The organism is Brachyspira hyodysenteriae ATCC 27164 (genome assembly GCF_001676785.2).
GTDB lineage: Bacteria > Spirochaetota > Brachyspiria > Brachyspirales > Brachyspiraceae > Brachyspira > Brachyspira hyodysenteriae.
The window spans coordinates 807,758-833,627 of sequence record NZ_CP015910.2 but is presented as its reverse complement, the minus strand read 5'-3'; the positions used below and the strand labels follow the sequence as shown (position 1 = coordinate 833,627).

Sequence of the window (25,870 nt, the reverse complement as noted above, 5' to 3'; positions counted from 1 at the left end):
GAAAATACATGAATACTAAAGTTAAATCAGTCAAAAATAAAACTATTGATTTTGATATAAATACAGAAGAAGGTAAATCATATCTAGACAAATGTATTATAGACAATGAAAATATAATAGAATACAAAAAAGAAGATATTATAAATAAAACTATAAACGGCAATACTTTTGATGTATTAAAAAAAATAGAAAAAAATATAGCTGATTTAATGATAGTTGATCCGCCTTATAATATATCAAAAAATTATCATGGGTATAAATTCAAAGACATAGATAATTTAAGCTATGAAAAATATACTCATCTATGGGTAGAAAGCATTATTCCAATATTAAAAAAAGAGGCTTCTATATATGTATGCTGTGATTGGAAGTCTAGTCTTGTAATAGGAAATGTTTTAGAAAAATATTTTAACATACAAAACAGAATTACTTGGCAGAGAGAGAAAGGCAGAGGGGCTAAAAATAATTGGAAGAATGGAATGGAAGATATATGGTTTGCTACCGTATCCAATAAATACACATTCAATGTAGATGATGTTAAAACAAGAAGAAAAGTAATAGCTCCATACAGAATAGAAGGAAAGCCTAAAGATTGGGTAGAAACGGAAGATGGAAATTTTAGAGACACATGCCCTTCTAATTTTTGGGATGACATATCAGTACCTTATTGGTCTATGTCAGAAAACACTGCTCACCCTACTCAGAAGCCTGAAAAGTTAATAGCGAAATTGATATTAGCAAGCTCTAATGCCAATGATTTTATATTTGATCCTTTTTTGGGAAGCGGTACTACTTCGGTGGTAGCTAAGAAATTAGGTAGAAATTATTCAGGGATAGAACAGCATAAAACCTATTGTGCTTGGGCTGAAAAAAGAATCGAAAATGCTGAAAACAATAAAGAAATACAGGGCTATACAGATAGTGTATTTTGGGAGCGCAACACTATATCAATGCAGAAAAAAATAAAAAATGTCAATCAATAATTATTATTTTTTAATTTGTATAATTTTATTTGTTTTTTTATCTGTTATAGAAGCTGAAACAATTAATTTTGTTTCTTCAAATGTATTTTTGCTTAATTTTTGAATACCTTTCTCAAAAGCTAAACATAATGATATTTGACTGCTTTTTGAACCTACTTTTAATATATACAATTGCAATTTATCATTGAAATAATCTTCTTCATCTCTTTGCAATCTCCAATAAGCCGCATCATAAAGAATAGATAAATCAGAATATATAGGTTTATATTTTTCTATAAAATCATATACTTTTTGATTAACTTCAATATTATAATGCTGCACTTAAAGCCTCTATATCATCTGCATTTATTTCTTCAGTTTCTGAAGCATGTATAGTATATATTGGTATTTCTTCGCCTAAATCTGCTAACTCCCATATTCTATCATGAGATATTTCACTTATTTCTTTAGCTGTATAGTTATTTGATATAATTTTTAAATAATGTTCTAATATAGAAACCTCTTCTGCTGTTAAAATATCCAAATCCATATCATCAGTCAAACTAAAATATAATGTTGTATCATATAATCTATTTTGAGAAGGCTTTCTTATAGAAATTTTTTTCTTTTTTTCTAGATTTGACAATATTGTCAATATTTTTTTAGGAACAGGTCCATATTGTCTTTTTATATATTTATCATTAGTGATAGTTTTATTTTTTCTGATAAACATATCACAATCAGAATAAAAAAGTATTTTGTTTAATTTAATACTTCCAAGCTTTCTAATATCATCGCAGCTATTTATTATATAATGCACTATAGTTTCATATTTTTTATTTTCATTATATTTATTATTCATAAATTCCGCCTTTATAATTTATCTTATATAACTATAGAAAATATATAAGATAATATAAAAGTATAAACAAAAATATCAATAATTCAAGCATAAAAAATGGAGCTGTCTCCCACGAACAACTCCATTACTTTTAATAATTGAACAAAAACTTTACTAAAGTATTAAATTAAAGAACCGATAATATAAATGCGATAAGGGGGAAATCACCCTTGCACATTTAAAGCACCCCCCGTAATTTTCGGCTCTACTTCAACAGTAGCTGTTTTGTCAGAGAAATTGCTTCTGACAGTGATATTTACCCCGCCTATTGACGTAACATAAGTATTAGTTGTGTCAGTAGTAGTAATAGCTGTAACCATATTTGTAAACTCCTTTTAAAATATAGCTTTGTCCTTTAGATATTATACTATATAATAAAAAATTCACAAATAGAAAATTATCTTTTTTTGAGTAATTTTAACAGTGCAAAAATATTGACTTTCGACATAAATTATACTATTATAATCTTATGTCTTACAGTAAAACTATCAGAGAAGAAGAATTAAAAAATAAAGTAGCAAGAGATTATTTTCACTCTTTCGATAATACTCAAATCATAGAAGAGATTGATTTCAGTATTGCACCTAAAAAAGAAGCAGACAAAAAAGAAACAGAATATTTTTTGTGGGCGGAAGCTAAAAAAGGAAATAAAAACGATATTTATGAATCTTTTGTGCAGCTGATACTTACTATAGGAAAGAAAAGAGTTTTTGATAAGCATTTGCCTCCCCCATTTTTGGGAGCTTTTGATGCAGAAAAAATAGCTTTTATTCAATATTATAAAGTTCTTGATGTATTTAATCAAAATGATTTTAATTGGAATGTAACGCCTTCAGATCATGAGTCTAAAGAGTTTAAACAGCTTTATAATCTAGTAGAAGATACTTTGAAAAATGAAAGCTATATTTATAAATTTGATGATGATGATACGGAATTAAAAGAGTTTATAAGGGTTAATTTTATAGCCGGTAAAAACTCTTTATCGAAAGTGCAGATTGATAAGAATAATTTTGTTAATATATATTCAAAATGGCTTAATGCTGTAAAAACATCTATATCTGTAGATTGGGACAAGGCTAAAACATACGGTATAATAGATGCCGATTTTTATTTAGCGGATTTATTAAGCGAAAATAATTTAACATTAAAAGAAAAACTATATGTAATACTTAAAGAAGATCATTATGAGCTTGACAGAAAAATAGACGATATGGGATTAGCCTCAAGTAAGGAAGCACATTTTTATGATAAGCAGAAGGCACATAATGAGTTTTGGAAAAGATATCAAAGACCGCCGAAAGAGGAATATTGGGATTATATAATAGAAAGACGCGATTTATTAGTACCGCAGGATATAAGGGAGAGAAAAGGCTCATTTTTCACACCTCAGATATGGGTTGAAAAGAGTCAGGAATATATTGCAGAAGCATTGGGCGAGAATTGGCAGGACGAATATTATATATGGGACTGTGCTGCAGGTACAGGTAATTTGCTTGCAGGACTTACGAATAAATATAATATCTGGGCTTCTACTTTAGACAAGGCAGATGTAGAAATAATGAAAGAGAGAGTAAAGAACGGAGCTAACCTGCTTGAAAATCATATATTTCAATTCGATTTTTTGAATGATGAATTTGATAAACTCCCTAAAGACTTGAAAGCTATAATAGATGATGAAGAGAAAAGAAAGAAATTAGTAATATATATCAACCCTCCTTACGCTGAATCTGGAAATAGAAAGAAAATGTCATCAAGCGGAGAACATAAAGATAAAGTTACAACAGAAAATAATACATATTTTAAATACAAAGAAATTTTAAGTAAGGCAAGTAATGAACTTTTTGCTCATTTTTTTATAAGAGCTTATAAAGAAATAAATAATTGTATATTGGCTTCTTTTTCAACTTTAAAATATATTAATTCTATTAATTTTAAAAAATTTAGAGAAATATTTCAGCCTAACTTTTTAAAAGGATTTATTGTATTAGCTAATACATTTGATAATGTAAAAGGAGAATTTCCTATAGGATTTTTAATTTGGGATACCTCTAAAAAACAAAAAATAACAAATGTAAAATTGGATATCATTAATGAAAATTCAAATATTTATAGCAAAAAAAATTTTTATGCATATGATAATTTAAAAATGTTTTCTCAATGGATTTCAGAATTGAGACCACAAGGAGATTATCAAGATTTAGGAATGTTAAATATAGGTGGGGCTGATTTTCAACAACAAAATTTAGTATTTATTGCTAATTATGTATCCGATTCACAGCATAATCAAAAAATACATATATCTCCTAATAATCTAATAGAAGTTATGATTGCATTATCTGTTCGCCATTGTATAGATCATACTTGGATTAATCATAATGACCAATTTTTTTATCCTAATAGCTCTTGGGAAGATGACACCGAGTTTCAGAATGACTGTGTTGCTTTCGCTTTGTTCCATTCAAGAAATCATATATCTGGTAAAGATACTGTAAACCACTGGATACCGTTCACTGAAGCTGAAGTTGATGCAAAAGACTCTTTCTCTTCACATTTCATGACTGATTTCCTATCAGGCAAAATTAAGAGCAGTAATAGTTCAGGCGATTTATTTACTAGCAATACAAAATCTTCAAAGCCTTTGAAATTTTCTAAAGAGGCTAAGGCGGTTTTTAAGGCTGGTTTATCACTATGGAAGTATTATCATTCTTTCGATCTCATAAATGTTAATGCGTCATATTATGATATACGTGCGTTTTTCCAAAAATTTAACGATAAGGGGCGTATGAATCCTACTTCCAAAGATGAGACTTACAACTCTTTACTTGCCGACCTTAAATTCAATCTCGATATTCTTGCTAAAAAGATTGCTGTTAAGGTGTATGAGCATGGATTTTTGAAAGAATGACTTACTTTATTAAAGTAAATCAAATTGTTATCGTTCTTTTTTTGCTTGCCCAAAAAAAGAACCAAAAAAATGGCATTTCTTTTTTGTAAAAAAGAAACAAAAAACAATTACATCATTAAGGGACAGCCTTATATTTCTAGCAAGCCTCAAAAATATAAACTAATCTATATTAGCATGCGGGCTGTTAGCCCTTGTTTAGAATTTTTTAATTATCTTATATATTGTTGATGATTTAATTATTTAGTTTATAATTGAATCATAAATTTTTTAAGAGTTTTTTATGGAACAACCTAAAGAATATAATAATGAACAAGAATTAATAAAATGGTTAATCTATGATTTAAATGAACAAAAAAAAGAAATATCTAAAGAAAAAAATATTGATATTAATGAAGTAGAAAACAAAGATTTAGTTTTGAACATAGGTTATAAAAATCCTATAAATGTAACTTTAGATAAATTTATTAAGGTTAACTTTAGTTTTGATATAGGAAAAATTATAAATTTATTATCTATAGAAAAAATTGAATATTTAAATCTTGATTACATAAATTTATCAACTCTAATTTTTGAAAAATATTTTGATTTATCTAAATTTAAATTTAGCATATTTATAGATTTTTCTTGTTCAAATTTTAAAAAAACAGTTAATTTTTCAAATACAATATTTAATTCAGGTGTTAATTTTTGGCATTGTAAATTTGATGATATTACTAAATTTAATAATTGTATTTTTTCAGATGTAGATTTTTCAGATACAAATTTCTATAACTATGTTTATTTTGATAATTCTGTATTTAATTGTGATTTAGAATTGTTTCAAACTTCATTTTATGAAAAAACTTCTTTTAAATGTACCATATTTAATGGAGATGTTAATCTTCTATGTTCATATTTTAATAATAAAGTTTTTTTTGATCACGCTAATTTCAATAAAAATATAGAATTTCCAGATTATTATAATCATTTCAAATACTTTAGTTTTAATGGAACTATTTTTTATTCTCAAGTAATATTTCATTATTTAAAATTAGAAAATAATTTTGAATTATATAATTTTAATGTTAATGAAAATACAGAATTAATTTTTAATAGTATTATATTTACAGATGATAAATATTCAATTTCACTAATTAATAACTCACAAAAAAATAAAATATGTATCAAAAAATTATCTATTCTTAATACAAGAATAAATGGAAAAATCATATTAAAAAATATAGATATAAAAAATATAAATCTTAAAAATACATATATTATGGATAATCTTTATTACTTAGATAGTAATTTTTATAATATATTAAATTCTGAAACTGCAAGAATACTAAAAAATGAAGAATTAAAAAAATCTAATTATATAAAAGCATTAGAATATCAAGCAGAAGAAACTAGACTACATAAAGAGGAATTAAAAGAGCAATTTAAAGAAAATAAAAATCTAAAAACTTTCGGCGATATACTTTCTATTGAATTAAGTTCTTTATATAGCGACAATGGGCAGAATTGGATTAAGGCTTTTATTTGTACTATTCTTTTTCCAAGTGTGTTTTTTACTCTTTCGTATAATATTTATAATATACCAATTTTTATATTTGTACTTATTTCATTTCTTTTTATACCATTATGTGATAATACAAAGATTACAAAATATATATTTATTTCAATGTTTACATATTTAATATTATTCATTCCTATTCAGAACTATATTTTTAGTATACTTATAGATATTGATAATAAAAGTTTTATAAAAGAACTTCTTTCATATATAACACCTACAAATTTTAATCAAATAATATTAGATAAAACTAATGAAAGTTATATATACAAAGACAATACTATTATTAGAGCAATAAGTTATTTTATAGGTAAAATTGCTTTTTGGTACGGCTCGGTGCAGACTGTTCAGGCGTTTAGGAAATTTGCTAAAGGGGCTTGAGATTCTTATAATTAAATTGATTTTTTTAATTTCTCATATTCATCTATAGTTATATTGATATCTTTTAAAATTTTTCTGATTAAACCTCTTGTTAAATCTTCATTATGAACAGGTATAACAGTAGTAAGCCCTTTATCATTAATAAAAAATTTATGACTTCCTTTTTGCCTTAATTCTTTGAAACCTAATAACATAAGAATTTTTATCATAGTTTTTGAATCACATATGGACAATTTGCTCATATACTAACTTCTACCTTGTCAGCTTTTATGAGTTTATTATATTTATAATTATCTTTCAAATAGTTATGTTCTTCTTCAACTTCAAGACAAAGCTCTATAACTTCTTTTATTCTTATGTATAGCTCATCTATCGATTTTGCCTGAGTATAACAGCTTTTTAATGCAGGAACCGTTGCTATATACATTCCATCTTCATCTTGCTCTATAATAATATTAAAATCATATTTAGACATATAAAATCCTATTTATAAGATTTTTTTATTATATAGTTTTTTGATGATTATGCAATTATAGTTTTTTACTTCTTCTTAGGCAAATGCTTTATAATCTGACCTTCGAGCTGTATTGATTTCTGCTTGGCATCATAGCCCAAAATCTTACCGTACACTTCTATATAGTTTTTAGGCTCTAATGTTACAGTAACATTTACTATTAAATCAGCAACGCCTGCAATGTTCTTGTCGGCTGTGTCATAAATCAAAAGTCTTGCTCTTTTCTTTGGTATGCCGTCTATATTGGTTTGACCTACAGTGTTTACATCGGCTTTCCATTTCACATATCCGCCATTGTATAAGTCGTAATTTGCAACTACTGTAAGATAGTCAGGACTCTCTCTAAAAATATTATAATCTGGTGCTATTACAAATTGTTTAAGCACTCTGAATCTCTCTTTTAAATATTCGTTTATGTCGCTCTTTAATGCACCATTTATTATCATAACAGCTTCATTAACAGATGCACTTCTCATATTGTTTTTAGCCTTATCAAACATCTCTGCTACTTCACGTGGTGAGTATGTGGGACTCTTGGCACTCTCTGGAATCTTGCCGTCTTCCAATCCTTCAAATAAGTATACATTCTCAAGTTTTTCTCTTAATTCTTTTTGCTCTTTATCAAGAAGTACATATCTTATTTTAGGATAAACTCTGTCTATTGTTATGTATGATAAAAATGTGAGTATGAATGCTATAGGTATAAGCACCAAAAATCTAGACATTGATAATTTTTTCTTGCCAAGTAAATATGCTCTTGGATTAATCTCATCGCCTCTAGCATTATTAGTTAAAAATCTTATTCTTTCTATATTGTCTTTAGCGACTTTATTTTCAGGATCTAAATCTAATATTCTGAAATACTCTCTTAAAGCATTTTCTCTATGTCCATTATGCAAACTAATATAAGCTTTTGCAAGCATAGCATTAAAGCAAAAATTATCCTCTCTAAGAGCCTTTCTTGAAAGTTCTTCGGCACCGTAGAAATCTTTTAAAAATATATCAGCAAATGAAAGCATAGCAAGAGCTTCCGCATCATGAGACATTCTCACTTTATTATTAAGAAGCATCTCTTTTGCTTTTTTATATTTCTTCTTTTTTATGAGAGTATACGCTTTTTCAGCTATTTTGCTTTTCATATTATGTATTATAATCCTAATGTTAAAGTGTTAACATAATTATCGATATTATGATAACTTTTATTAGCATTTTTTTATTATGTAAACTCTTTTTGCACTAATTTACACTTTATAGCACTAAAAAGCTTATTTTTTTGTTGACAAAAACACAATATAATATATTTTATTGCAAAATTAATTGCGGGATAAAATTATGAGATTTTTTGGTACTTTTACAAGAATAATTATAATTTTAATAATTTCTATAATGCTATTTTCATGCAGCAAAAATGAAAATACATCTGAAACTTCATCATTGGTAATATATTCACCTTCTTCAAGAGATTTTATAGATCCTTTAATAGAGGATTTCAAAAGCAAAAATCCAAATATAGAGGTAGAAGTAATAATCGCAGGAACAGGTGAATTAATAAAAAGAATAGAAACAGAAAAAAATGATCCTTTATGCGATGTTTTAATGGCAGCCAATATTAATTTGGTAAAGAACAATCAGGATTTATTTGAAAATTACACAACAACAAATGAAAATGAAATACTAGACAGCTATAAAAACGTAGAAGGTACAATGACTAGATTTATGATTAGCCCAAGCGTATTAATAGTAAATACTAATCTTGTAGGCAACATAAATATAGAAGGCTATTCTGATTTAACTAATGAAAAACTAAAAGGAAAAATAGCATTCAATGATCCATCTACATCTTCATCATCTTTCAAACATTTAGTTACTATATTGTATACAATGGGAAAAGATGATATCAATAAAGGCTGGGAATATATTGATAAATTATGCGACAATTTAGACGGAAAATTACTCACAGGTTCTTCTGCTGTATATAAAGGTGTTGCTGATAATGAATATACTGTAGGACTTACATTTGAGAATGCAGCTGCCAATTATGCTGTTTCTGGATCTCCTGTGAAATTAGTATATATGAAAGAAGGCGTTATAATGGAGCCTGCCGGAATATATATAATCAAAAATGCTAAAAATATGGAAAATGCTAAAAAGTTTTTGGATTATATGACTAGCTTTGATACTCAAAAGAAAATGAATGATGAGCTTAATGCAAGAGCCGTAAGAAAAGATTTAGGAGCATCTCCTATATTAGTTGATATAAAAAATATAAATGCCATCACTTCAAATGAAGAATTAGAATATATAGATAATTTTGTGAAAGAAAATCAAGAAGCTTGGCTTGAAAAATTTAAAAATATAATTACAGATAAATTATAAAAAATAAAAACGAGGATAAAAATATGAAAAATACAATTAAAATATTTCTAGTATCTTTATTATTAATAATATCAATTCTTTCATGCTCTAACAACAAAAAAGAAGAAAATATAAATAGTCTGGTAATATACACTCCTGCAACTAGATTTTTTATTGACAGACTTGTAGAAGAATTTGGTAAAAAAAATCCTGATATAAATGTAGAAATTATCATAGCAGGTACTGCTGAAATAATAAAAAGAATAGAAGCTGAAAAAAATGATCCTCTAGGAGATATATTTTTTGCTGCTAATGAAAATATACTAAAATACAATTCAGAGCTTTTTCAAGAATATGTTACAACAAATTATGACAACATATACGAAGATTACAGAAGTAAAGAAAAATACATAACAGGCTTTATGCTAAGTCCAAGCGTATTAATAATAAATACAAATTTAATAAAAGATATAAAAGTAGAAGGATATGCTGATTTGCTTAACCCTGCTTTAAAAGGACAAATAGCATTTAATGATCCTACTACTTCATCATCATCTTTTGAACAGTTAGTTAATATGCTTTATGCTATGGGCAACGGTAATCCAGAAAACGGATGGGATTATGTAGAAAAATTGTATGCTAATTTAGACGGAAAACTTTTAAGCAGTTCTTCAGCAGTATATAAAGGTGTTGCTGATAATGAATATGCTGTAGGGCTTACATTTGAAAGTGCAGCTGCAAACTATATACATACAGGATCACCTATAGACGTTATATATATGAAAGAAGGCGTACTAACTAAAGCACATTCTATGGCTATAATAAAAAATGCTAAAAACTTAGAAAATGCCAAAAAGTTTGTAGATTTTGTAACAAGCTATGATGCCCAAAAAATTATCAATGATGAATTATTCACAAGAGCAATAATAAAAAATTTAGAAGGTTCTCAAATACTTATGCCTCTTGAAAATATAAATGATATAAAAGAAGATGAAGAAATGGTTGATAAAAATAAAGAAGCTTGGCTTGAGAAATTTAAAAATATAGTTACAGCAGGTATTTAAAAATATCTATATATTTTCTTACTAAAATCCTGATGATAAAGTAAATATCATTATCAGCAGTGAAAAGAGAAAATAATTATGAGAAACAAAATAAAAACTATATTAAAAAAAATGGACTTTTGGACATATATTACTATAATAATGACATTTGTCTTTGCATTATTTTTAGTTTATCCATTATTTTCATTATTTTTAAGTAGTTTTAAAGATATAAAAACAGATGCTTGGACATTAAATAATTTTATAAGATTCTTTACCAAAAAATATTATTACAGCACTTTAATAAATAGTTTTGTAGTAACAACTTCTGTAACTATACTTGCTGTATTAATAGGAACTCCTTTAGCCTACTGTATGAAAATGTATAATTTAAAAGGCAAAAGAATCATAGAAATTCTAATAATAATATCTATGATGTCGCCGGCATTTATAGGTGCATATTCTTGGATACTGCTTCTTGGAAGAAATGGAGTTATTACCAGATTTTTTTCATATATAGGTATAAATATACCAACTATATATGGTTTTGATGGCATACTTTTAGTTTTTTCTTTAAAACTGTATCCATTTATATTTATGTATGTTTACGGAGCTTTAGGAAAAATTGATAATATATTTTTAGAGGCTTCTGAAAATCTAGGTGCTTCTAGTTTTATGAGAAATATGACTGTAACTATACCACTAATAAAACCAACTATAGTTTCAGCAGGACTCATTGTATTTATGAATGCATTGGCTGATTTCGGTACTCCTATGCTTATAGGCGAAGGATACAGAACTATGCCTACTATGATATATTCAGAGTTCATAAGCGAAGTAGGAAGCAATGCAAACTTTTCCGCTTCAATGTCCGTTATAATGGTAATAATTACAACTATAATGTTTATATCTCAAAAATATATTGTAAATAAAAGATCATATGCCATGAACGCTATGAACAGTATAAAATCAAAAGATATAAAAGGTATAAAATCTATATTGATTCATAGCATAATATATATTTTAGTTTTGATTTCTATACTTCCTCAAATTACAGTTATATATACTTCATTTCTAAAGACAAACAGATCCGTTTTTACTAGTCAATTTTCTTTTGAAAGCTATGAAACAATATTTCGTTCTCTAGCCTCTTCTATAAAAAACACATATATATATGGAATAATCACAATATCAGTAATAATAATTGTAGGAATGCTAACAGCATATATAACAATCAGAAGAAAAAATATATTAACCAATATAATAGATATAGTATCAATGTTTCCATATATAATACCGGGTTCCGTACTAGGAATAACATTTTTAACTGCCTTTAATAAACCTCCTATAATACTGACTGGAAGTTCTATAATAATTATTATATCATTGGTAATAAGAAGGCTTCCTTATACTTTGAGATCAAGCTCAGCAATACTTTATCAAATAGATAAAAATGTAGATGAGGCTTCTATAAGTCTTGGAGCTTCGGAAATAAAAACCTTCTTTTATATAACGGCAAAATTAATGCTTTCAGGTGTATTATCTGGAGCTATATTAAGCTGGATAACAGTTATTAACGAATTAAGCTCATCTGTTATACTTTACACAACAAAATCAAGAACTATGTCTGTGGCTATTTATCAGGAAGTTATAAGAGCAAGTTATGGAACAGCAGCAGCACTTTCTACAATACTTACATTAACAACTATTATATCGCTTGTTATATTCTTTAAGATAAGCAATAAGAAGGAAATAACTTTGTAAGAATTATATAACATGCTATTATAAGTATATAACATGCTATTTATTTGTATTATATGTAAAATAAATACATGCTTTTTTTAAAATTATATCATTTATTTTTTTAATATTTTAAAAAATAATATTGACAAAAACTATATATAGTATACTATACATTATAGATTGTTTTTATTTTTTATCATATGTTTTCTTAAAAAGCCTACCATAATAAACCCCATTTATTATATGGTAGGTATTTTTATAGATTTTATCTTATCGCTTATTAATACTAAATAAAAACTCCTTAGCAACAAATACACTAAATACCACAAGTATAGCAGCACTTATTCCCGCACTTATATAAGGATTGATTCCGAATAATAATGATATTATAGCCGTAGTAACTATTGAAAGCACTATAATAATTATTTCAAATATGATAAGCAAAAATATACTTTTTTTATTTATATGTTTCTTCTCTTCTGGTTTTTTATATGGTATTGGTTTTCTCATAATTACCTTCCGTTTATTTATTTTTAATAGTTTGTATCTATATCCAAAGAAGCTCTTGATATCCAAGTTTCATCTTGTCCATTAACTTCAACCTGTAAATATCCTTCTTCTGTTATTCCTTTTACTTTAGCATATATTTCAGCATCATCTTTTATAGCTTTTATAGTTCTGCCTATCATTTTGCTATACTCTTTGAAATATTCTGATAGATTTTTAGTTCCTGTATAAACATCTTCAAAATAATAAATCAAATTTTTATAAAAATCACTCAATTCTACTTTTTTTCCTGTTTCAATATATAATGAAGTAGCTTTATTTCTTATACTCAAATCAAAATCTTCTTTTCTTTGATATAAATTAACACCCGTTCCTATAACACATGCATTTATATTTTCAATAGGAGTAACTTGTATAAGAGTACCTGATATCTTTTTACTGCCTACTAAAACATCATTAGGCCATTTAACATGAGCATCAACATTATATTTCTCTCTCAAACATTTACTTAAAGCTATACCAGGCAAAAAACTTAAAGCCTCTTTTTTATATGGCGAGTAAACTAAAACACTAAACCATAAACCTAAATTATTATTAGATTCCCATTTATTACCATAGCTTCCCTTTCCTGATGTCTGCACTAATGCTATATATACACTTCCCTCTTCCAGCTTCACTTTATTATTTAAATCTTCTATCATTTTTTTATTTGTACTTTCTAATGATTCAAATAATAAAGTATTTTTTCCGTATATTTTAGTATTTAAATTTTCTGTAAATATGTTAACTTTCATATAATGATTATATAATTAAATAATCATTATATCAATATTATGATAACTATATTTTTATTAATTTTATTCTTGACTTTTATAACTATTAATGATATTATATTACATAGTAATACTATTAATAGTTATAAATTATTTTATAAAGAGGGTAAAAATGAAAAAAATACTAACATTAATAATGATTATTTCTTCAATGCTCATTGTATCATGCGGTAATTCAGCAAAAACAACAGAAACTGAAAATAAAAAAATATATGTTGGAATAGATGTTGACTTTCCGCCTTTTGGATATTTAGACAGTAATGGAAAAATAGGCGGCTTTGATTATGATATAATGAGTGAAGTGGCAAAATTATCTGGTTTGAATGTAGAGTTCACACATATGCAGTTTAAAGGACTTTTACCAGCACTTCAGGCTAAAAAAATAGATGCTATAATAGCAGGTATGACTGTTACTGAAGAAAGAAAACAGTTTGTTAATTTCTCAGAACCTTATTATGTTTCAAGCCAAGTTATGTTAGTTCATAAAGATGATGATACTATAAAAACATTTGATGATTTAGCAGGTAAAAATATAGGTGTGGTTATAGGTACAACAGGTGATACTATAATGACAGAAAACAAAGAAGTAAATAATGAAAAATTTGATACAGGTGCTGCTGCTGTACTTGCATTAAAAGAAAAGAAAATCGCTGCTATTGTATTTGATAAAGAACCTTGCAAAAATTTTGCTAAATATAATGATGATATAAAATTAATAGAAAGTGATGCTATAGTAGAAAATTATGCAATTGCATTAAGAAAAGAAGATACAGCTCTTTTAGAAAAAATTAATGCAGGACTTTCTCAAGTAATGACAAATGGTACTTATGAAAAATTAATAGAAAAGAATTTCCAATAATTAGAAATAATATATATAATTAATAAATGTTTTATCTATGTAAGTTAATTTAATTAATTTGCATAGATATTTTTTTATTAGGACTTTTATATTATGACAATATATGAAACAAAAAATAGAGATTATGAAATAATAGATAAACTCTATATACTATGGGAAAAATCTGTAAGAGCAACTCATTTATTTTTAAAAGAAGATGATATTATAAATATATCCAAATACGTTAAAAAATATTTAATAGATATAAAGCATTTAATAATTGCTGAAATAGAAGATAATATTGTAGGCTTTATGGGCACAGAAAATAAAAAATTAGAAATGCTTTTTTTAGATCCTGAAGCAATAGGAAATGGTATAGGAAAAGAATTAATAAAATATGCAATTGAAAATTATGATATTAAAGAAGTATCTGTAAATGAACAAAATACAAATGCATATAACTTTTATAAACATATGGGTTTTAAAGATTATAAAAGAGATGAATACGATGATCTAGGAAATAATTTTCCTATTATCCATATGAGAATTATATAAAAAACTCCCCAATATTTTTTATAATAATGGGGAGTTTAATGCATTACAACAAAATATTTTTATTGTAATGTTACAACATAATTCCATTGAGGAACAGGATATCTTCCTGTTTTTCCAATTGATCTGCCGTTAGCATCTGTAATTTCTGCTTCGGCATATAATAAGTATCTTCCTTTAGGCAAATACTTTCCGCTTGCAGAAGTTCTTCCTGCAAAGTAGAATTGTGTCTGAGCCTGTCCGTCCAATACATATATTTTAGGCAAATAGAATACTAAGTCTCTGCTTAATATATTGTAATTGTTATCTACTCTTCTAGCATATACTCTAATTTTAGCATATTTTCCTTCAGCAGGAGATTTTACAGCTAAAGTTATTAAAACAGGATTAGTCCTAGTAGCAACAAATCTATCATTATAATTGATGATAAATGAGCTTATTCTTACATTTGTTCCAGTAGAAGCTGTATCCATCATCATATTATCATTAGGTCTAAGAGTATTAGAACTTGTTACTAAAACTGTATTTTCAGTATTATAAGTATAAGCTGAACTGCTATTATTTGGTTTAGTAGCAGGAGGCTGTATATCTGGTATATCAAGATTGTTTCCAGCTTCATATAATCCGCTGTCTGTAAGATTTATAGAAGAATCTTTATTTGTTGATTTTGTATTCGTATTATTATCTGACAATATGGTGTTATTTGTAGCTAAGAAATCTTTTTCTTCAGGAGTTATATCCTCACCGAATATATCATCTGTTGTTAAAGTATCTGCCGGCATATCATTAGTATCAGCAGCACCGAAATCTAAAATAGGTATATTATTACTGCTCAATATGCTTTTAGTAATAAAGAAACCTGCAACTAAAATTACAAGTAATATTACTATTATAATTATAGGTTTTAATTTTGCTTTCATTTCGTTAGACATAAATTCCCATCCATGATTATATTTTATTATATATTAACTTTTCGGTAAAAATATAAATTGTTTAATAAAAAAATATAATTATGAAATGAAAATTATTTAATCCCATAAGAAGCTTTTTAATTCTTTAGATAAATTAAGTCCTGCAAGTTTCTTTATGGCTTTTATTTGAATCTGTCTTACTCTTTCTCTAGTGATATTTAATTCTTTTCCTGTATCTTCAAGAGTTTTTGCCTCTTTTCCATATAAACCATATCTTGATATAATAACAGTTCTCTCTTTTTCATCCAAGCATTTAAGCGCCTCTGTTAAAGTATCTCTCAAACTATCCATAAATGCTTTTTGATGAGGTGATGGGAAATTTTTATCTTCTATTATAGAAGTCATATCATTATTATCTGAATTTCTGAAAAAAGAGTCAACACTGGCAGTATCCTGAGTAAATATCATAATATAAGATAAAGTCTTTCTATCTATTTTCATTTCTTTAGATATTTCATCTATTGTAGGATCTCTTCCTAATTTCTGAGTGAGTGTTTTTGATGTTTGTATACTCTTTTTAATAAGTCTTGCTATATGCATAGGAAATCTTATAATATGTCTTTTGCTTGATATTTCTTTTACTATACTCTGCTTTATCCACCAAACACCATAAGTAGAAAATTTAAATCCTTTTTTATATTCAAATCTTTTTACAGCCTCTATAAGCCCTATATTTCCCTCATCTATAATATCAATAAAAGGTACTCCGCTATTATAATATCTTTTAGCTATACTTATAACAAGCCTTAAATTTGATTTTACAAGCTTATGCTGTATGGAATCTATTTCTTTATCTATCTCTTCTATTTTCTTTAAAGACTCTTCATCATCATTATTTTCTAACAATGCTCTATCATTTCGGCAAACTTCAAGACGCTGCCATAAATCAAGTTCCTCTTCTTTAGTGAGTCTTCTTATTTCACCTATTTGCTTTAAATATACGCTAACAGGTCCTTTATACTCTTGATTAATATCTTTTTTTAACAATTACTTTCCCTAAAACAAAAAAATATTACTATTAGGATATAAGATTTTTACAAATTGTCAAGTATATAATAAATATTTAATTATAAAGGACAATCAAATATACTTGCATTTTTTACATTTTCTAAATATTTAATAAATATATAGAAAATTATAGGATCAATCTTTATATCATATCCCAAAAAATTTTCATACATATAAGCTATAACTTCATTAACTATATTTCCTGTGCTATTCTTATAAGCATTTGTATATAAACTATCATAAGAATCTATTATTTCTAAAGCCTTAGCAGGGAAATATGATAATGCTGTTAAATTCTCAATATCATTAGCATCATAAGTTAATATATTTTCTATATTATTATAAGTCTTATTTGCAAACTGCTTATTATACATGTTTGTAAATGTACCGTATCCATTTCCATAATACTCATGATGAAGTCCAACTGTAGTATATGTATATTCATTCTGAGCCATACAGTATTTAAGCAAATTAAATCCTAATATAGAATGACTGTCTCCTTCATTGTTTGCAGCTATAGGAATATTATGAAGTACATCAACAAGTGCTATATCATGCCAAAAAGCAGCTCTTGCATAATATTTTATTTCATTCTGTTCTATTTTTCTAAATCCTACCTTCGATATATCCTCTATTCTGTCAGCCTTAGTAAGTAAATTATATTTTTTTCCTATTTCATTATAGTATGAATAATATTTCTTTTTATAATCTACTCTTAATTTTGATGCTACACCTCTTGATATTTCTTCATTATAATAATATAAAAACTCTACCATCATAACAAATACCCTATTGCTATGACATATTACATTATCATCTTTAAACGATGAAATATTACTAAATATATATGCATCACTATATTCTTTTTCTAATATATTAACTATAGTACCTATAATATCTGCAAAAAGAAGATCATCTTTCTTAACATTTTGATAGTTTTTTAAATCTGATATATTATTTTGTTTTATATAATTTAAATGATATATTAAATTTAATCTTTCTATTATACCTATATCAGTTAAAATATTTCCTATTAATTTTGCTAATTCTAAATCCACTTTATTTTGAGTGGTAAATAATTTTAATTTGTTAAATAATTCTTTTAAATAATCTATTCTTTCTATATTTCTTATAGATATTAATTCATTGAAATGATTATTATAATAATCCTTATCCGTTTCAAATCTGCAGTTTTTATATAGTGAATAAAAAATATTAACATCATGTATATCAGCATGCTGTTTATTTAAATCTATGGTCAATTGCTTACCTATTATAGAAATCAAAGATTTATCTATATATATAGAAGATCTTTTAATATATTCTGAGCCATCTAATGGAAATAAAACATCTTCTATCTTTTCATAAGGTATAACACTCAGTATACCATCTTCATTAATAACAATAATATCTAACTGCATATCTTTTATGCTATCAATATTATCCTTTATTTGCTGCCAATCTATTAAAGAATATTTTTTTAAATCTACTATCATATACTATTCCATTAACAAATTATACTCTATGATATTTTATATTATTTTGCATTAATTACTAGTTTTATTTTTATTTTTTAATTAATTATTTTTTATTGATATTTATGCAATTTTTGTTATATTTGTAATATAATCTTAAATTAAAGAAAAATGAACAGAAAATTAGAAAACGTATTATTATTTATTCTTATTTGTATGACTTTATTTCCATACAATAATCTGCTTCCTGAAAAGTCAGTAAATTTTATCAATGACTATTTTAATTATGATGATATAATAAATGTATATAAAACAAGCGAATTTTATGAAGTTACATTTAATGATGATATAGTAATACATTTTGATTTAGACGGATATTGGCAGGAGGTAAGCGGAAATTCATCTCCTATACCTATAAATTTTATAGATAAGAAAGTATTAAACACTGTTAAAAAGACAAATCCTGATGCCGCAATTATAAAAATAAAGAAAAGATGGAATATGTATGTAATAAGCTTAGATAATTACATAAATATATTCATAGATTTTGCAGGAATGTTAATAGGTCAAAAAGTACCAGATTAATTTTAAGGGGATATATGATAAAAAAAACAATACTTTTATTTTTAATTTTAGTAATTAGTGTATATGCTGACGTATATATAGCACCTAATCAGCTTCCAAATAATATACTGCAATTTATAAACACATTTTTTCCAAATTCTTCTATAATGTATGCTGAAATGGATAGAAAAAAATATGAAATTGCATTGGATAATGGGGTTGAAATAGAATTCTTTAGAAACGGAGAATTAAAAGAAATAGATGGAAATTATACTGCCCTGCCTTCTAATATACTGCCTCAGCTTGTAGCAAATACTGTTTCAAAAACTTACCCTAATACAGTAATAACAAAAATAAAAAAGAAATGGAATCTATACGAAGTAAAATTAAATAATATGATGGAGCTTTATATAGATTCAAGCAGCGGTCAGCTTCTAGGACAGAAATTTGATGATTAAAAAATCATTTATAATATCTTAAAATTCAAATTTTAAATTAAAATATAAACCTGATTTCAATATATACCTTACCGCAAATATATGAATAAACAATTTTGATATATTATATATGGCTTTGAATTTTAAAAATAGTTAAATAAAGTATTAAAACATAAATTTATTAAAAAATAACTTCATATATCCCATTTCTTTAAAAATCTATCTATATACCACGCACCATAGTTTTTTTGATTTGCATACATATTTTAAACTTCATTTACAAATAAAAGTATACCCGCCCAAGTTTTATTTAGGTTTAAAAATTTAAATAAAAAGGACTGCATTTTTAATACAGCCCTTTTTATAATTATTAGTATTTTAATTAATTATTATTTAAGCATTAATTTACTCATTCTGCTAGCAAATAGTTTAGGATCTTCAAGAGGAAGTCCTTCAAGTATGCATGCCTCATCATATAAAAGCTCGCTATACTCTTTAAACATATCTGAAACTTTATTAGCCTGATATTCTTTTTCCATAGCTTTGAAAACATCATGAGAAGTATTAATCTCTAATACTCTTTCAGGCTTCATTCCAAACATATTATTACCTGTTTCAGCAAGAACTTTAGCCATATTAAAGCTGATAGAATCTTCTTTATTAGATAAACATACAACACTTTCTTTAAGTCTGTTAGTTTCTCTTACCTCAGCAACTCTGTCCGCACCTAATACATCTTTTATGGCATTGAGTATATCTTTATTAGCTGACTCTTTATTTTCATCTTTGTTTTCAGAATCACTATTATCAGCCTGAAGTATAGAATGAAGTTTAGTACCATCAAACTCTTTCATCATAGTAATCATAAATTCATCTACTCTGTCAGTGAAATAAAGAACTTCATATCCTTTATCCTTCATACCTTCCATATGAGGAAGTTTTTCTATAGCAGATTTATCCTTAGCAGCAGCATAATATATAAACTCCTGTCCCTCTTTCATTCTTGACTTATATTCTGCTAATGTTGTATACTCATCATCAGCTGTATTTGAAGATTGGAATAATAAAAGATTAGCTAATTTATCTTTTTTATCAAAATCTGAATATATGCCTATTTTTATAGACTCACCGAACTCTTTAAAGAATTTCTCATATCTCTTTCTGTCATTTTTAAGTATATTTTCTAAAGCATCTAAAATTTTCTTCTCAACATTAGAAGCTATTCTTTTTAATTGAGTACTATGCTGTAAAATCTCCCTTGAAATATTTAAAGAGAAGTCAGGAGAATCAACCAAACCTCTTACGAATTTTAAATATTCAGGAAGCAAATCTTTACACTTGCTCATTATAAATACATTTCTAGAATAAAGCTCTAATCCTCTTTCAAAATCCGGATGTAAGAAATTGAAAGGAGCCCTTGAAGGTATGAATAAAAGTGCTGTATATTCTATAGTACCTTCAGCCTTTGTATGTATAACTTCAAAAGGTGCTGCATAATCATGGAAATGCTCTTTATAAAACTCATTATACTCTTCGGGCTTAACATCGCTTTTTGACTTCTGCCATATACTAATCATAGAGTTAATAGTTTTTTCTTCATATTGCTGAACTTCTTTTTCGTCCTTCTTAGGTATAGGCATATCCATTACTATAGGATAATGAACATAGTTTGAATATTTGTGTATTAAACTCTCTAAAGTGTATCTGTTGCAGTAATCATCATCAACAAAACCGTCTTCTTCTAATTTCTCATCTTTTCCTTTTAATTTTAATGTAATAGTAGTTCCTCTGTCTTGTTTATCAATATCTTCTATAGAATAAGAACCGTCTCCATTACTCTCCCAACGAACACCTTTTTCACTATCAACATGCTTTGTTTCCAATATAATATCATCAGCAACCATAAATGCTGAATAAAAACCTACTCCGAATTGCCCTATTAAATCTATTCCGCTTTCTTTTGATGCTTCTTTATCCTTTTGTATTTTTTCTAAAAATGCTTTAGTACCGCTTCTTGCAATAGAACCTATATTATTGATAACATCTTCTCTAGTCATACCGATTCCGTTATCTTTTATAGTTAATGTTCTATTTTGCTCATCTACTTCTATTTTTATTCTTAAATTATCTATATCTGTATATTTATCTGTGTTTGTTATAGATTCAAATCTTGCTTTATCCAAAGCATCGCTTGCATTTGATATAAGTTCTCTTAAAAATATTTCTTTATGGGTGTATATAGAATGCACCATCAAATTTAATATCTGTTTAGTTTCGGCTTCAAAATTGAGTATTTGTTTTTCTGCCATAATAAACTCCTTTATTTTTAAATAAAATTCTTTACAGGTTAAAGATTAAATATATAAAAGTATTAAAGAGAATATATAAAGTCTAAAAATTGAATGTATATATATTATAACAAAAAATTAAAAAAATCAATTATTAAAAAATAAATAATGTCTATTTTTTATTAAATATATTAACTATTATAATTGCATAAATGATAATAATGTAAAATATTTAATATAATTTTTTTATCTATTTAAATAATTCTAAATATCATATAAAAATAATCAAATAGAATTTATTAATAAAAAAGTTAGAATATACCAACAAAAGTATTGACAATTCTAAAATATATGTTAGAATACTCTAACAATGAAAGAATATAGTTTTGATGAGTTAATTATAAATCACTGTGCACCTGCTCTGTCAGGCATAAAGATAGCCAATATATTTACATATCAATACAGCTCTAAAAGGGAGGTTTACAAAAAAGCTGCATCATACAATAAAATATTAAACAGCCGTAATATAAATGTATCTATAATAAAAGACTATGATAATAAAGTTATAGTTTATGTTTATAATAAAAAAAGGCTTGAAGAATATATTTTGAATGATGATGTTTTCGATTTTTTAGAGAATTACGGATATGAAGCTAAAAATGTGTATAAGTGTATAGAACTATTGAGATATAGAATGCAAAACAATAAAGATTTTCCTCATGAGATAGGAATATTTTTGGGGTATCCTCTTATGGACATATACGGCTTTATAAATAATTACGGCAAAAACAGCCTGCATACAGGATATTGGAAAGTGTATCATAATAAAAATGAAGCTATAAAAACATTCAATAGATATAATGAATGCAGAAGTTTTTATATAAATACATTTTTAAACGGCAAGGGCATATTAGAAATAATGGACGATTACAAAATGTATATTCAAAATTAATAATTATTATATAGATTGGAGGTAATAATATGAGTAATAAAATAGCAGTAATATATTGGAGCGGTACTGGTAATACAGAAACTATGGCTCAGAATGTAAAAAAAGGAGTAGAAAATGCAGGAGGAGAAGCTGATATTTTTGATGTATCTAGTTTTGATGCAGCAAATATAAATAACTATTCAAAATTAGCTTTAGGATGTCCTGCTATGGGAGCTGAAGTTTTAGAAGAATCAGAATTTCAGCCTTTCTATGATTCTATAAGAGGAAGTTTATCAGGTAAAAAAGTTGCATTATTCGGCTCTTACGATTGGGGCGACGGAGAATGGATGAGAAACTGGCAAGATGATGTAAGCAGTTCAGGTGCTTCTTTAGTAAAAGACGGACTAATTGCTAATCTTGCTCCAGATGATAATGCAGTTGATGAATGTAAGTCTTTGGGTGAAACATTATTGAAAGCATGAGTTTAAATAAATCCTAAAACAAAAAAGAGGCATTAGCTTATAAAAAAGTTAATGCCTCTTAATTATTTATTAATTATAATACTCATAATATTACCAATATCATTCATCATAACATTGTCATGATCAAAGAAATATTCAGGTGATGACAATTTTCCTGTGTTAGGATCTATCTGAAAAGTTAGACTGTAACTATTATCTTTTATATCAACTGAAGCGGAATCTGCTGCTTTTATTTTGTATTAGACTCACATAATATCAGCATAACAATAAAAAGCATAAGTACCACAGCAAATTTATTCATTTAAAATATCATCAATACTCACTTTTTCAACATAAGGTTTTCCAATAGATTCTAAAAATACAAAATTGATTTTATCATCGCTTCTTTTTTTATCGAGTTTAATTGAGTCTTTTAAATTAATGTTATCAGGTATTGATATTGGAAGAGAAAATTTGCTTAATACATTTTTAGCTCTTTCTAATATATTTTTGTCTTTAGTTATACCTTTTCGAATACCATACTCTATAGCAAAAATCATACCTATAGCAACAGCCTCTCCATGAAGCAATACCCCATAACCAGCAGCATTCTCAACACTATGCCCTATAGTATGTCCGAAGTTTAAAAACATTCTTTCTTTCTTTTCTTTATAATCTATTTGTACAATATGAGCTTTTAATTCGCAGTTTCTCTTTAATATAAAATCCATATCCAAATTCTTATTATTATGAATATGTGCCTCTATCAATTCTAAAAGTGCTTCATCAAATAAAAATGCATGCTTTATAACTTCAGCCATTCCTTCATTAAACTCTCTTTTAGGAAGGCTTAATAAAGTATCACTGTCTATTATAACTAGTTTAGGACTATGAAAAGCACCTACTAAATTTTTTCCTTCTTTTATATTAATACCTGTCTTTCCTCCAACAGAAGAATCTACGCATGCAAGTAATGTGGTAGGAATCTGTACAAAATCTATACCCCTCATCCAAACAGCAGCAGCATATCCTGCCATATCTCCTATTACTCCGCCTCCTAATGCTATTACTATATCTTTGCGGCTTAATTCATTTTTTGCCAATGATGAAAATATATTATTAATGCTTTCTATATTTTTATTAGGCTCTCCGTTTGGAAGAACGCATACAGAAGTGATAATATCTTCTTTTTCTAAACTTTCTTTTACTATATTAGTATAAAGTTTATCTACTATGTCATCTGTAACTATTAAAGCTCTTTTTCCTCTTAGTATATTTTTTACTAATTTACCAGTATCTTTTATTAATCCCTTTTGAACTAAAATATCATAACTGATAATTGAATCATTTTGTATTCTTACTTCTACTTTATTCATATCATTAAAATCCATTATATTTTATTGTTTTGTTCATTATAAATCATTTTCAAAAATAAAAAAATATAAAATTATATTTTATAATAACTAAAAAAGTTTTATATTTTTTATATAAAACTAGTATAAAAAACAAACTTTCATAATATAAAAATCATATTTGAATATTTATAAACTTGACAATAAAAACTATTTTACTATAATTTAAAAGTCATTATTAGGAGTATATATAAATGAAAAGATTTATTATTTTATTATTAATATTATTATCATCTTCTGTATTATTGTATACACAAAGAAAAACAAATTCTATAGGTGTGGCACTTTACAGATATGATGACAGCTACATGAAATTTTTAAAGCAATATATAGAAAAAAATATAAATAGAAATACTTCCCTGCTTATGGTAGACTCTTATAATAGTCAATCAACTCAAAACGGACAGATAGATATGTTCTTACAAAAGAATGTTAATCTATTAGCAATAAATTTGGTAGATAAAACTCAAGCTCAAAAAGTATTAGACAAAATAAGCATAAATAATAAACCTGTAATATTTTTTAATAGAGAACCTGGCTTAGAAGTTATGAAAACTTATGATAAAGTTTGGTATATTGGGGGAATAAGTGAAGAAGCAGGATATGCTCAGGGCAGAATAATAGCAGAAAGCTGGAAAGATAGAATGAATTGGGATAAAAATGAAGACGGTAAAATACAATGTATTATATTAAAAGGCGATTTGAATGATAATGATACCGTAAAAAGAACTGAGTATATGAAAAAATACATATCTTCTAATAATATCAAATTAGATATATTAGCTGAAATTTCTACTATGGGTAAAAGAGATGAATCAACAAGGATAATGAAAAGTTTAATATTAAAATATGGTAAAAAAATAGAATATATTATATGCAATAACGATTATATTGCATTAGGAGCATTGGATGCTTTAAAAGAAATCGGATATAATAACAGCAGCAGAATGCTCAATTATGTACCTATAGTTGGAATAGATGGTATACCTGAATGCTTAGAAGCAATAAATAATTATGGAATATTTGCTACTGTTATGCAAAACCCTAAAATACAGGCTGAAACTTTATGCTCTGTTTCTAGTAATATAATAGGTGGAAAATCTCCTTTAGATGGTTTACATATTAGTTATTATAATGAAAAATATATTGTTATACCATATATACCTATAACTAAATATAATTTGGATACAGCAATAAAAATATACAAATAAATTATATTTTTTCATAATTTAAT

The 25,870-nt window shown here is 26.2% G+C and carries 25 protein-coding genes; 13 read left to right on the top strand and 12 right to left on the bottom strand.

Annotation, left to right across the window (positions count from 1 at the left end):
- The first annotated feature begins 8 nt into the window (after positions 1-8).
- Positions 9-983, top strand: a complete 975-nt coding sequence (locus tag BHYOB78_RS03805; protein WP_020064149.1) for a DNA-methyltransferase — start codon at positions 9-11, stop codon at positions 981-983.
- A gap of 3 nt (positions 984-986) precedes the next feature.
- On the opposite strand, the gene BHYOB78_RS03800 is transcribed toward BHYOB78_RS03805, so the two are convergent.
- Both BHYOB78_RS03800 and BHYOB78_RS03795 read right to left on the bottom strand, forming a co-directional pair.
- Positions 987-1,304 (bottom strand): hypothetical protein, encoded by a 318-nt coding sequence (locus BHYOB78_RS03800; RefSeq protein WP_012672059.1) that lies wholly within the window; start codon positions 1,302-1,304, stop codon positions 987-989.
- Positions 1,291-1,824 (bottom strand): Panacea domain-containing protein, encoded by a 534-nt coding sequence (locus BHYOB78_RS03795; protein ID WP_012672058.1) that lies wholly within the window; start codon positions 1,822-1,824, stop codon positions 1,291-1,293. Before BHYOB78_RS03795 ends, BHYOB78_RS03800 begins: the two co-directional genes overlap by 14 nt.
- 508 nt (positions 1,825-2,332) lie before the next feature.
- Between BHYOB78_RS03795 and BHYOB78_RS03790 the strand changes: the two genes are divergently transcribed.
- Together BHYOB78_RS03790 and BHYOB78_RS03785 are read left to right on the top strand one after the other, a co-directional pair.
- On the top strand, positions 2,333-4,768 hold the full coding sequence (locus BHYOB78_RS03790; RefSeq protein WP_020064150.1) for a hypothetical protein: 2,436 nt from the start codon (positions 2,333-2,335) through the stop codon (positions 4,766-4,768).
- A 280-nt stretch (positions 4,769-5,048) separates the two neighbouring features.
- Complete coding sequence (locus BHYOB78_RS03785) at positions 5,049-6,704, top strand: pentapeptide repeat-containing protein (RefSeq protein ID WP_012672055.1); 1,656 nt, start codon at positions 5,049-5,051, stop codon at positions 6,702-6,704.
- Between the two features lie 11 nt (positions 6,705-6,715).
- Here the strand turns inward: BHYOB78_RS03785 and BHYOB78_RS03780 are convergent, their stop codons facing one another.
- The 3 genes from BHYOB78_RS03780 to BHYOB78_RS03770 all read right to left on the bottom strand — a co-directional run bounded on the left by BHYOB78_RS03780 (position 6,716) and on the right by BHYOB78_RS03770 (position 8,357).
- Positions 6,716-6,946: a type II toxin-antitoxin system HicA family toxin gene (locus BHYOB78_RS03780; protein WP_020064151.1), complete on the bottom strand. Its 231-nt coding sequence runs from the start codon at positions 6,944-6,946 to the stop codon at positions 6,716-6,718.
- Positions 6,943-7,179 carry a type II toxin-antitoxin system HicB family antitoxin gene (locus tag BHYOB78_RS03775; RefSeq protein WP_012672053.1) on the bottom strand — a complete coding sequence of 79 codons (237 nt, stop codon included), beginning with the start codon at positions 7,177-7,179 and terminating at the stop codon, positions 6,943-6,945. The genes BHYOB78_RS03780 and BHYOB78_RS03775 overlap by 4 nt, the downstream gene beginning before the upstream one ends.
- 65 nt (positions 7,180-7,244) lie before the next feature.
- Positions 7,245-8,357, bottom strand: coding sequence for a tetratricopeptide repeat protein (locus BHYOB78_RS03770; protein ID WP_020064152.1), 1,113 nt, complete (start codon positions 8,355-8,357; stop codon positions 7,245-7,247).
- 193 nt (positions 8,358-8,550) lie between these two features.
- On the opposite strand from BHYOB78_RS03770, the gene BHYOB78_RS03765 reads away from it, so the two are divergent.
- From BHYOB78_RS03765 to BHYOB78_RS03755, 3 genes are all read left to right on the top strand, one after another.
- The gene (locus BHYOB78_RS03765; protein ID WP_020064153.1) at positions 8,551-9,594 is read left to right on the top strand and encodes an ABC transporter substrate-binding protein; all 1,044 of its coding nucleotides are present in this window, start codon (positions 8,551-8,553) and stop codon (positions 9,592-9,594) included.
- Positions 9,595-9,617: 23 nt separating this feature from the next.
- Entirely contained in the window at positions 9,618-10,637 is a 1,020-nt protein-coding gene (locus tag BHYOB78_RS03760; protein WP_012672050.1) for an extracellular solute-binding protein, read from the top strand.
- Between the two features lie 78 nt (positions 10,638-10,715).
- On the top strand, positions 10,716-12,380 hold the full coding sequence (locus BHYOB78_RS03755; protein ID WP_020064154.1) for an ABC transporter permease: 1,665 nt from the start codon (positions 10,716-10,718) through the stop codon (positions 12,378-12,380).
- Between the two features lie 249 nt (positions 12,381-12,629).
- Here BHYOB78_RS03755 and BHYOB78_RS03750 read toward each other — a convergent pair whose 3' ends face one another.
- Complete coding sequence (locus BHYOB78_RS03750; protein WP_012672048.1) at positions 12,630-12,869, bottom strand: hypothetical protein; 240 nt, start codon at positions 12,867-12,869, stop codon at positions 12,630-12,632.
- A gap of 23 nt (positions 12,870-12,892) precedes the next feature.
- Positions 12,893-13,660: a biotin--[acetyl-CoA-carboxylase] ligase gene (locus tag BHYOB78_RS03745; protein WP_012672047.1), complete on the bottom strand. Its 768-nt coding sequence runs from the start codon at positions 13,658-13,660 to the stop codon at positions 12,893-12,895.
- A 151-nt stretch (positions 13,661-13,811) separates the two neighbouring features.
- On the opposite strand from BHYOB78_RS03745, the gene BHYOB78_RS03740 reads away from it, so the two are divergent.
- Together BHYOB78_RS03740 and BHYOB78_RS03735 are read left to right on the top strand one after the other, a co-directional pair.
- Positions 13,812-14,558, top strand: a complete 747-nt coding sequence (locus BHYOB78_RS03740) for a basic amino acid ABC transporter substrate-binding protein (protein WP_020064155.1) — start codon at positions 13,812-13,814, stop codon at positions 14,556-14,558.
- A 93-nt stretch (positions 14,559-14,651) separates the two neighbouring features.
- Positions 14,652-15,092 (top strand): GNAT family N-acetyltransferase, encoded by a 441-nt coding sequence (locus BHYOB78_RS03735; protein WP_020064156.1) that lies wholly within the window; start codon positions 14,652-14,654, stop codon positions 15,090-15,092.
- A 59-nt stretch (positions 15,093-15,151) separates the two neighbouring features.
- Here BHYOB78_RS03735 and BHYOB78_RS03730 read toward each other — a convergent pair whose 3' ends face one another.
- The 3 genes from BHYOB78_RS03730 to BHYOB78_RS03720 form a co-directional block, all read right to left on the bottom strand.
- The gene (locus BHYOB78_RS03730; RefSeq protein WP_020064157.1) at positions 15,152-16,021 is read right to left on the bottom strand and encodes a hypothetical protein; all 870 of its coding nucleotides are present in this window, start codon (positions 16,019-16,021) and stop codon (positions 15,152-15,154) included.
- Between the two features lie 96 nt (positions 16,022-16,117).
- Positions 16,118-17,047, bottom strand: a complete 930-nt coding sequence (locus BHYOB78_RS03725) for a sigma-70 family RNA polymerase sigma factor (protein ID WP_012672042.1) — start codon at positions 17,045-17,047, stop codon at positions 16,118-16,120.
- 80 nt (positions 17,048-17,127) lie between these two features.
- Complete coding sequence (locus BHYOB78_RS03720) at positions 17,128-18,564, bottom strand: hypothetical protein (RefSeq protein WP_012672041.1); 1,437 nt, start codon at positions 18,562-18,564, stop codon at positions 17,128-17,130.
- A 150-nt stretch (positions 18,565-18,714) separates the two neighbouring features.
- Between BHYOB78_RS03720 and BHYOB78_RS03715 the strand changes: the two genes are divergently transcribed.
- Together BHYOB78_RS03715 and BHYOB78_RS03710 are read left to right on the top strand one after the other, a co-directional pair.
- The gene (locus tag BHYOB78_RS03715; RefSeq protein ID WP_020064158.1) at positions 18,715-19,128 is read left to right on the top strand and encodes a PepSY-like domain-containing protein; all 414 of its coding nucleotides are present in this window, start codon (positions 18,715-18,717) and stop codon (positions 19,126-19,128) included.
- Positions 19,129-19,142: 14 nt separating this feature from the next.
- A complete protein-coding gene (locus BHYOB78_RS03710) occupies positions 19,143-19,565 on the top strand; it encodes a PepSY-like domain-containing protein (RefSeq protein ID WP_020064159.1) in 423 nt (140 codons plus the stop codon).
- A gap of 368 nt (positions 19,566-19,933) precedes the next feature.
- Here the strand turns inward: BHYOB78_RS03710 and htpG are convergent, their stop codons facing one another.
- On the bottom strand, positions 19,934-21,853 hold the full coding sequence (gene htpG / locus BHYOB78_RS03705) for a molecular chaperone HtpG (RefSeq protein ID WP_020064160.1): 1,920 nt from the start codon (positions 21,851-21,853) through the stop codon (positions 19,934-19,936).
- A gap of 349 nt (positions 21,854-22,202) precedes the next feature.
- Between htpG and BHYOB78_RS03700 the strand changes: the two genes are divergently transcribed.
- Complete coding sequence (locus tag BHYOB78_RS03700; protein ID WP_020064161.1) at positions 22,203-22,784, top strand: DUF3793 family protein; 582 nt, start codon at positions 22,203-22,205, stop codon at positions 22,782-22,784.
- Positions 22,785-22,813: 29 nt separating this feature from the next.
- Complete coding sequence (locus BHYOB78_RS03695; protein WP_012672036.1) at positions 22,814-23,245, top strand: flavodoxin; 432 nt, start codon at positions 22,814-22,816, stop codon at positions 23,243-23,245.
- 293 nt (positions 23,246-23,538) lie between these two features.
- Here the strand turns inward: BHYOB78_RS03695 and aroB are convergent, their stop codons facing one another.
- Positions 23,539-24,600 (bottom strand): 3-dehydroquinate synthase, encoded by a 1,062-nt coding sequence (gene aroB, locus BHYOB78_RS03690; protein ID WP_028331302.1) that lies wholly within the window; start codon positions 24,598-24,600, stop codon positions 23,539-23,541.
- A 230-nt stretch (positions 24,601-24,830) separates the two neighbouring features.
- Here aroB and BHYOB78_RS03685 point away from each other — a divergent pair, with 230 nt between their 5' ends.
- Positions 24,831-25,847, top strand: a complete 1,017-nt coding sequence (locus tag BHYOB78_RS03685; RefSeq protein ID WP_012672034.1) for a galactose ABC transporter substrate-binding protein — start codon at positions 24,831-24,833, stop codon at positions 25,845-25,847.
- Positions 25,848-25,870 lie beyond the last annotated feature (23 nt).

Coding starts and splice junctions, on each gene's coding strand:
- BHYOB78_RS03760 (WP_012672050.1), top strand. CDS start 9,618: ATGAAAAATACAATTAAAATATTTCTAGTATCTTTATTATTAATAATA.
- BHYOB78_RS03685 (WP_012672034.1), top strand. CDS start 24,831: ATGAAAAGATTTATTATTTTATTATTAATATTATTATCATCTTCTGTA.
- BHYOB78_RS03730 (WP_020064157.1), bottom strand. CDS start 16,021: ATGTCTAACGAAATGAAAGCAAAATTAAAACCTATAATTATAATAGTA.
- BHYOB78_RS03780 (WP_020064151.1), bottom strand. CDS start 6,946: ATGAGCAAATTGTCCATATGTGATTCAAAAACTATGATAAAAATTCTT.
- BHYOB78_RS03710 (WP_020064159.1), top strand. CDS start 19,143: ATGATAAAAAAAACAATACTTTTATTTTTAATTTTAGTAATTAGTGTA.
- BHYOB78_RS03745 (WP_012672047.1), bottom strand. CDS start 13,660: ATGAAAGTTAACATATTTACAGAAAATTTAAATACTAAAATATACGGA.
- BHYOB78_RS03795 (WP_012672058.1), bottom strand. CDS start 1,824: ATGAATAATAAATATAATGAAAATAAAAAATATGAAACTATAGTGCAT.
- BHYOB78_RS03700 (WP_020064161.1), top strand. CDS start 22,203: ATGAAAGAATATAGTTTTGATGAGTTAATTATAAATCACTGTGCACCT.
- BHYOB78_RS03750 (WP_012672048.1), bottom strand. CDS start 12,869: ATGAGAAAACCAATACCATATAAAAAACCAGAAGAGAAGAAACATATA.
- BHYOB78_RS03720 (WP_012672041.1), bottom strand. CDS start 18,564: ATGATAGTAGATTTAAAAAAATATTCTTTAATAGATTGGCAGCAAATA.
- aroB (WP_028331302.1), bottom strand. CDS start 24,600: ATGAATAAAGTAGAAGTAAGAATACAAAATGATTCAATTATCAGTTAT.
- BHYOB78_RS03735 (WP_020064156.1), top strand. CDS start 14,652: ATGACAATATATGAAACAAAAAATAGAGATTATGAAATAATAGATAAA.
- BHYOB78_RS03715 (WP_020064158.1), top strand. CDS start 18,715: ATGAACAGAAAATTAGAAAACGTATTATTATTTATTCTTATTTGTATG.
- BHYOB78_RS03785 (WP_012672055.1), top strand. CDS start 5,049: ATGGAACAACCTAAAGAATATAATAATGAACAAGAATTAATAAAATGG.
- BHYOB78_RS03805 (WP_020064149.1), top strand. CDS start 9: ATGAATACTAAAGTTAAATCAGTCAAAAATAAAACTATTGATTTTGAT.
- htpG (WP_020064160.1), bottom strand. CDS start 21,853: ATGGCAGAAAAACAAATACTCAATTTTGAAGCCGAAACTAAACAGATA.
- BHYOB78_RS03770 (WP_020064152.1), bottom strand. CDS start 8,357: ATGAAAAGCAAAATAGCTGAAAAAGCGTATACTCTCATAAAAAAGAAG.
- BHYOB78_RS03755 (WP_020064154.1), top strand. CDS start 10,716: ATGAGAAACAAAATAAAAACTATATTAAAAAAAATGGACTTTTGGACA.
- BHYOB78_RS03775 (WP_012672053.1), bottom strand. CDS start 7,179: ATGTCTAAATATGATTTTAATATTATTATAGAGCAAGATGAAGATGGA.
- BHYOB78_RS03740 (WP_020064155.1), top strand. CDS start 13,812: ATGAAAAAAATACTAACATTAATAATGATTATTTCTTCAATGCTCATT.
- BHYOB78_RS03790 (WP_020064150.1), top strand. CDS start 2,333: ATGTCTTACAGTAAAACTATCAGAGAAGAAGAATTAAAAAATAAAGTA.
- BHYOB78_RS03695 (WP_012672036.1), top strand. CDS start 22,814: ATGAGTAATAAAATAGCAGTAATATATTGGAGCGGTACTGGTAATACA.
- BHYOB78_RS03765 (WP_020064153.1), top strand. CDS start 8,551: ATGAGATTTTTTGGTACTTTTACAAGAATAATTATAATTTTAATAATT.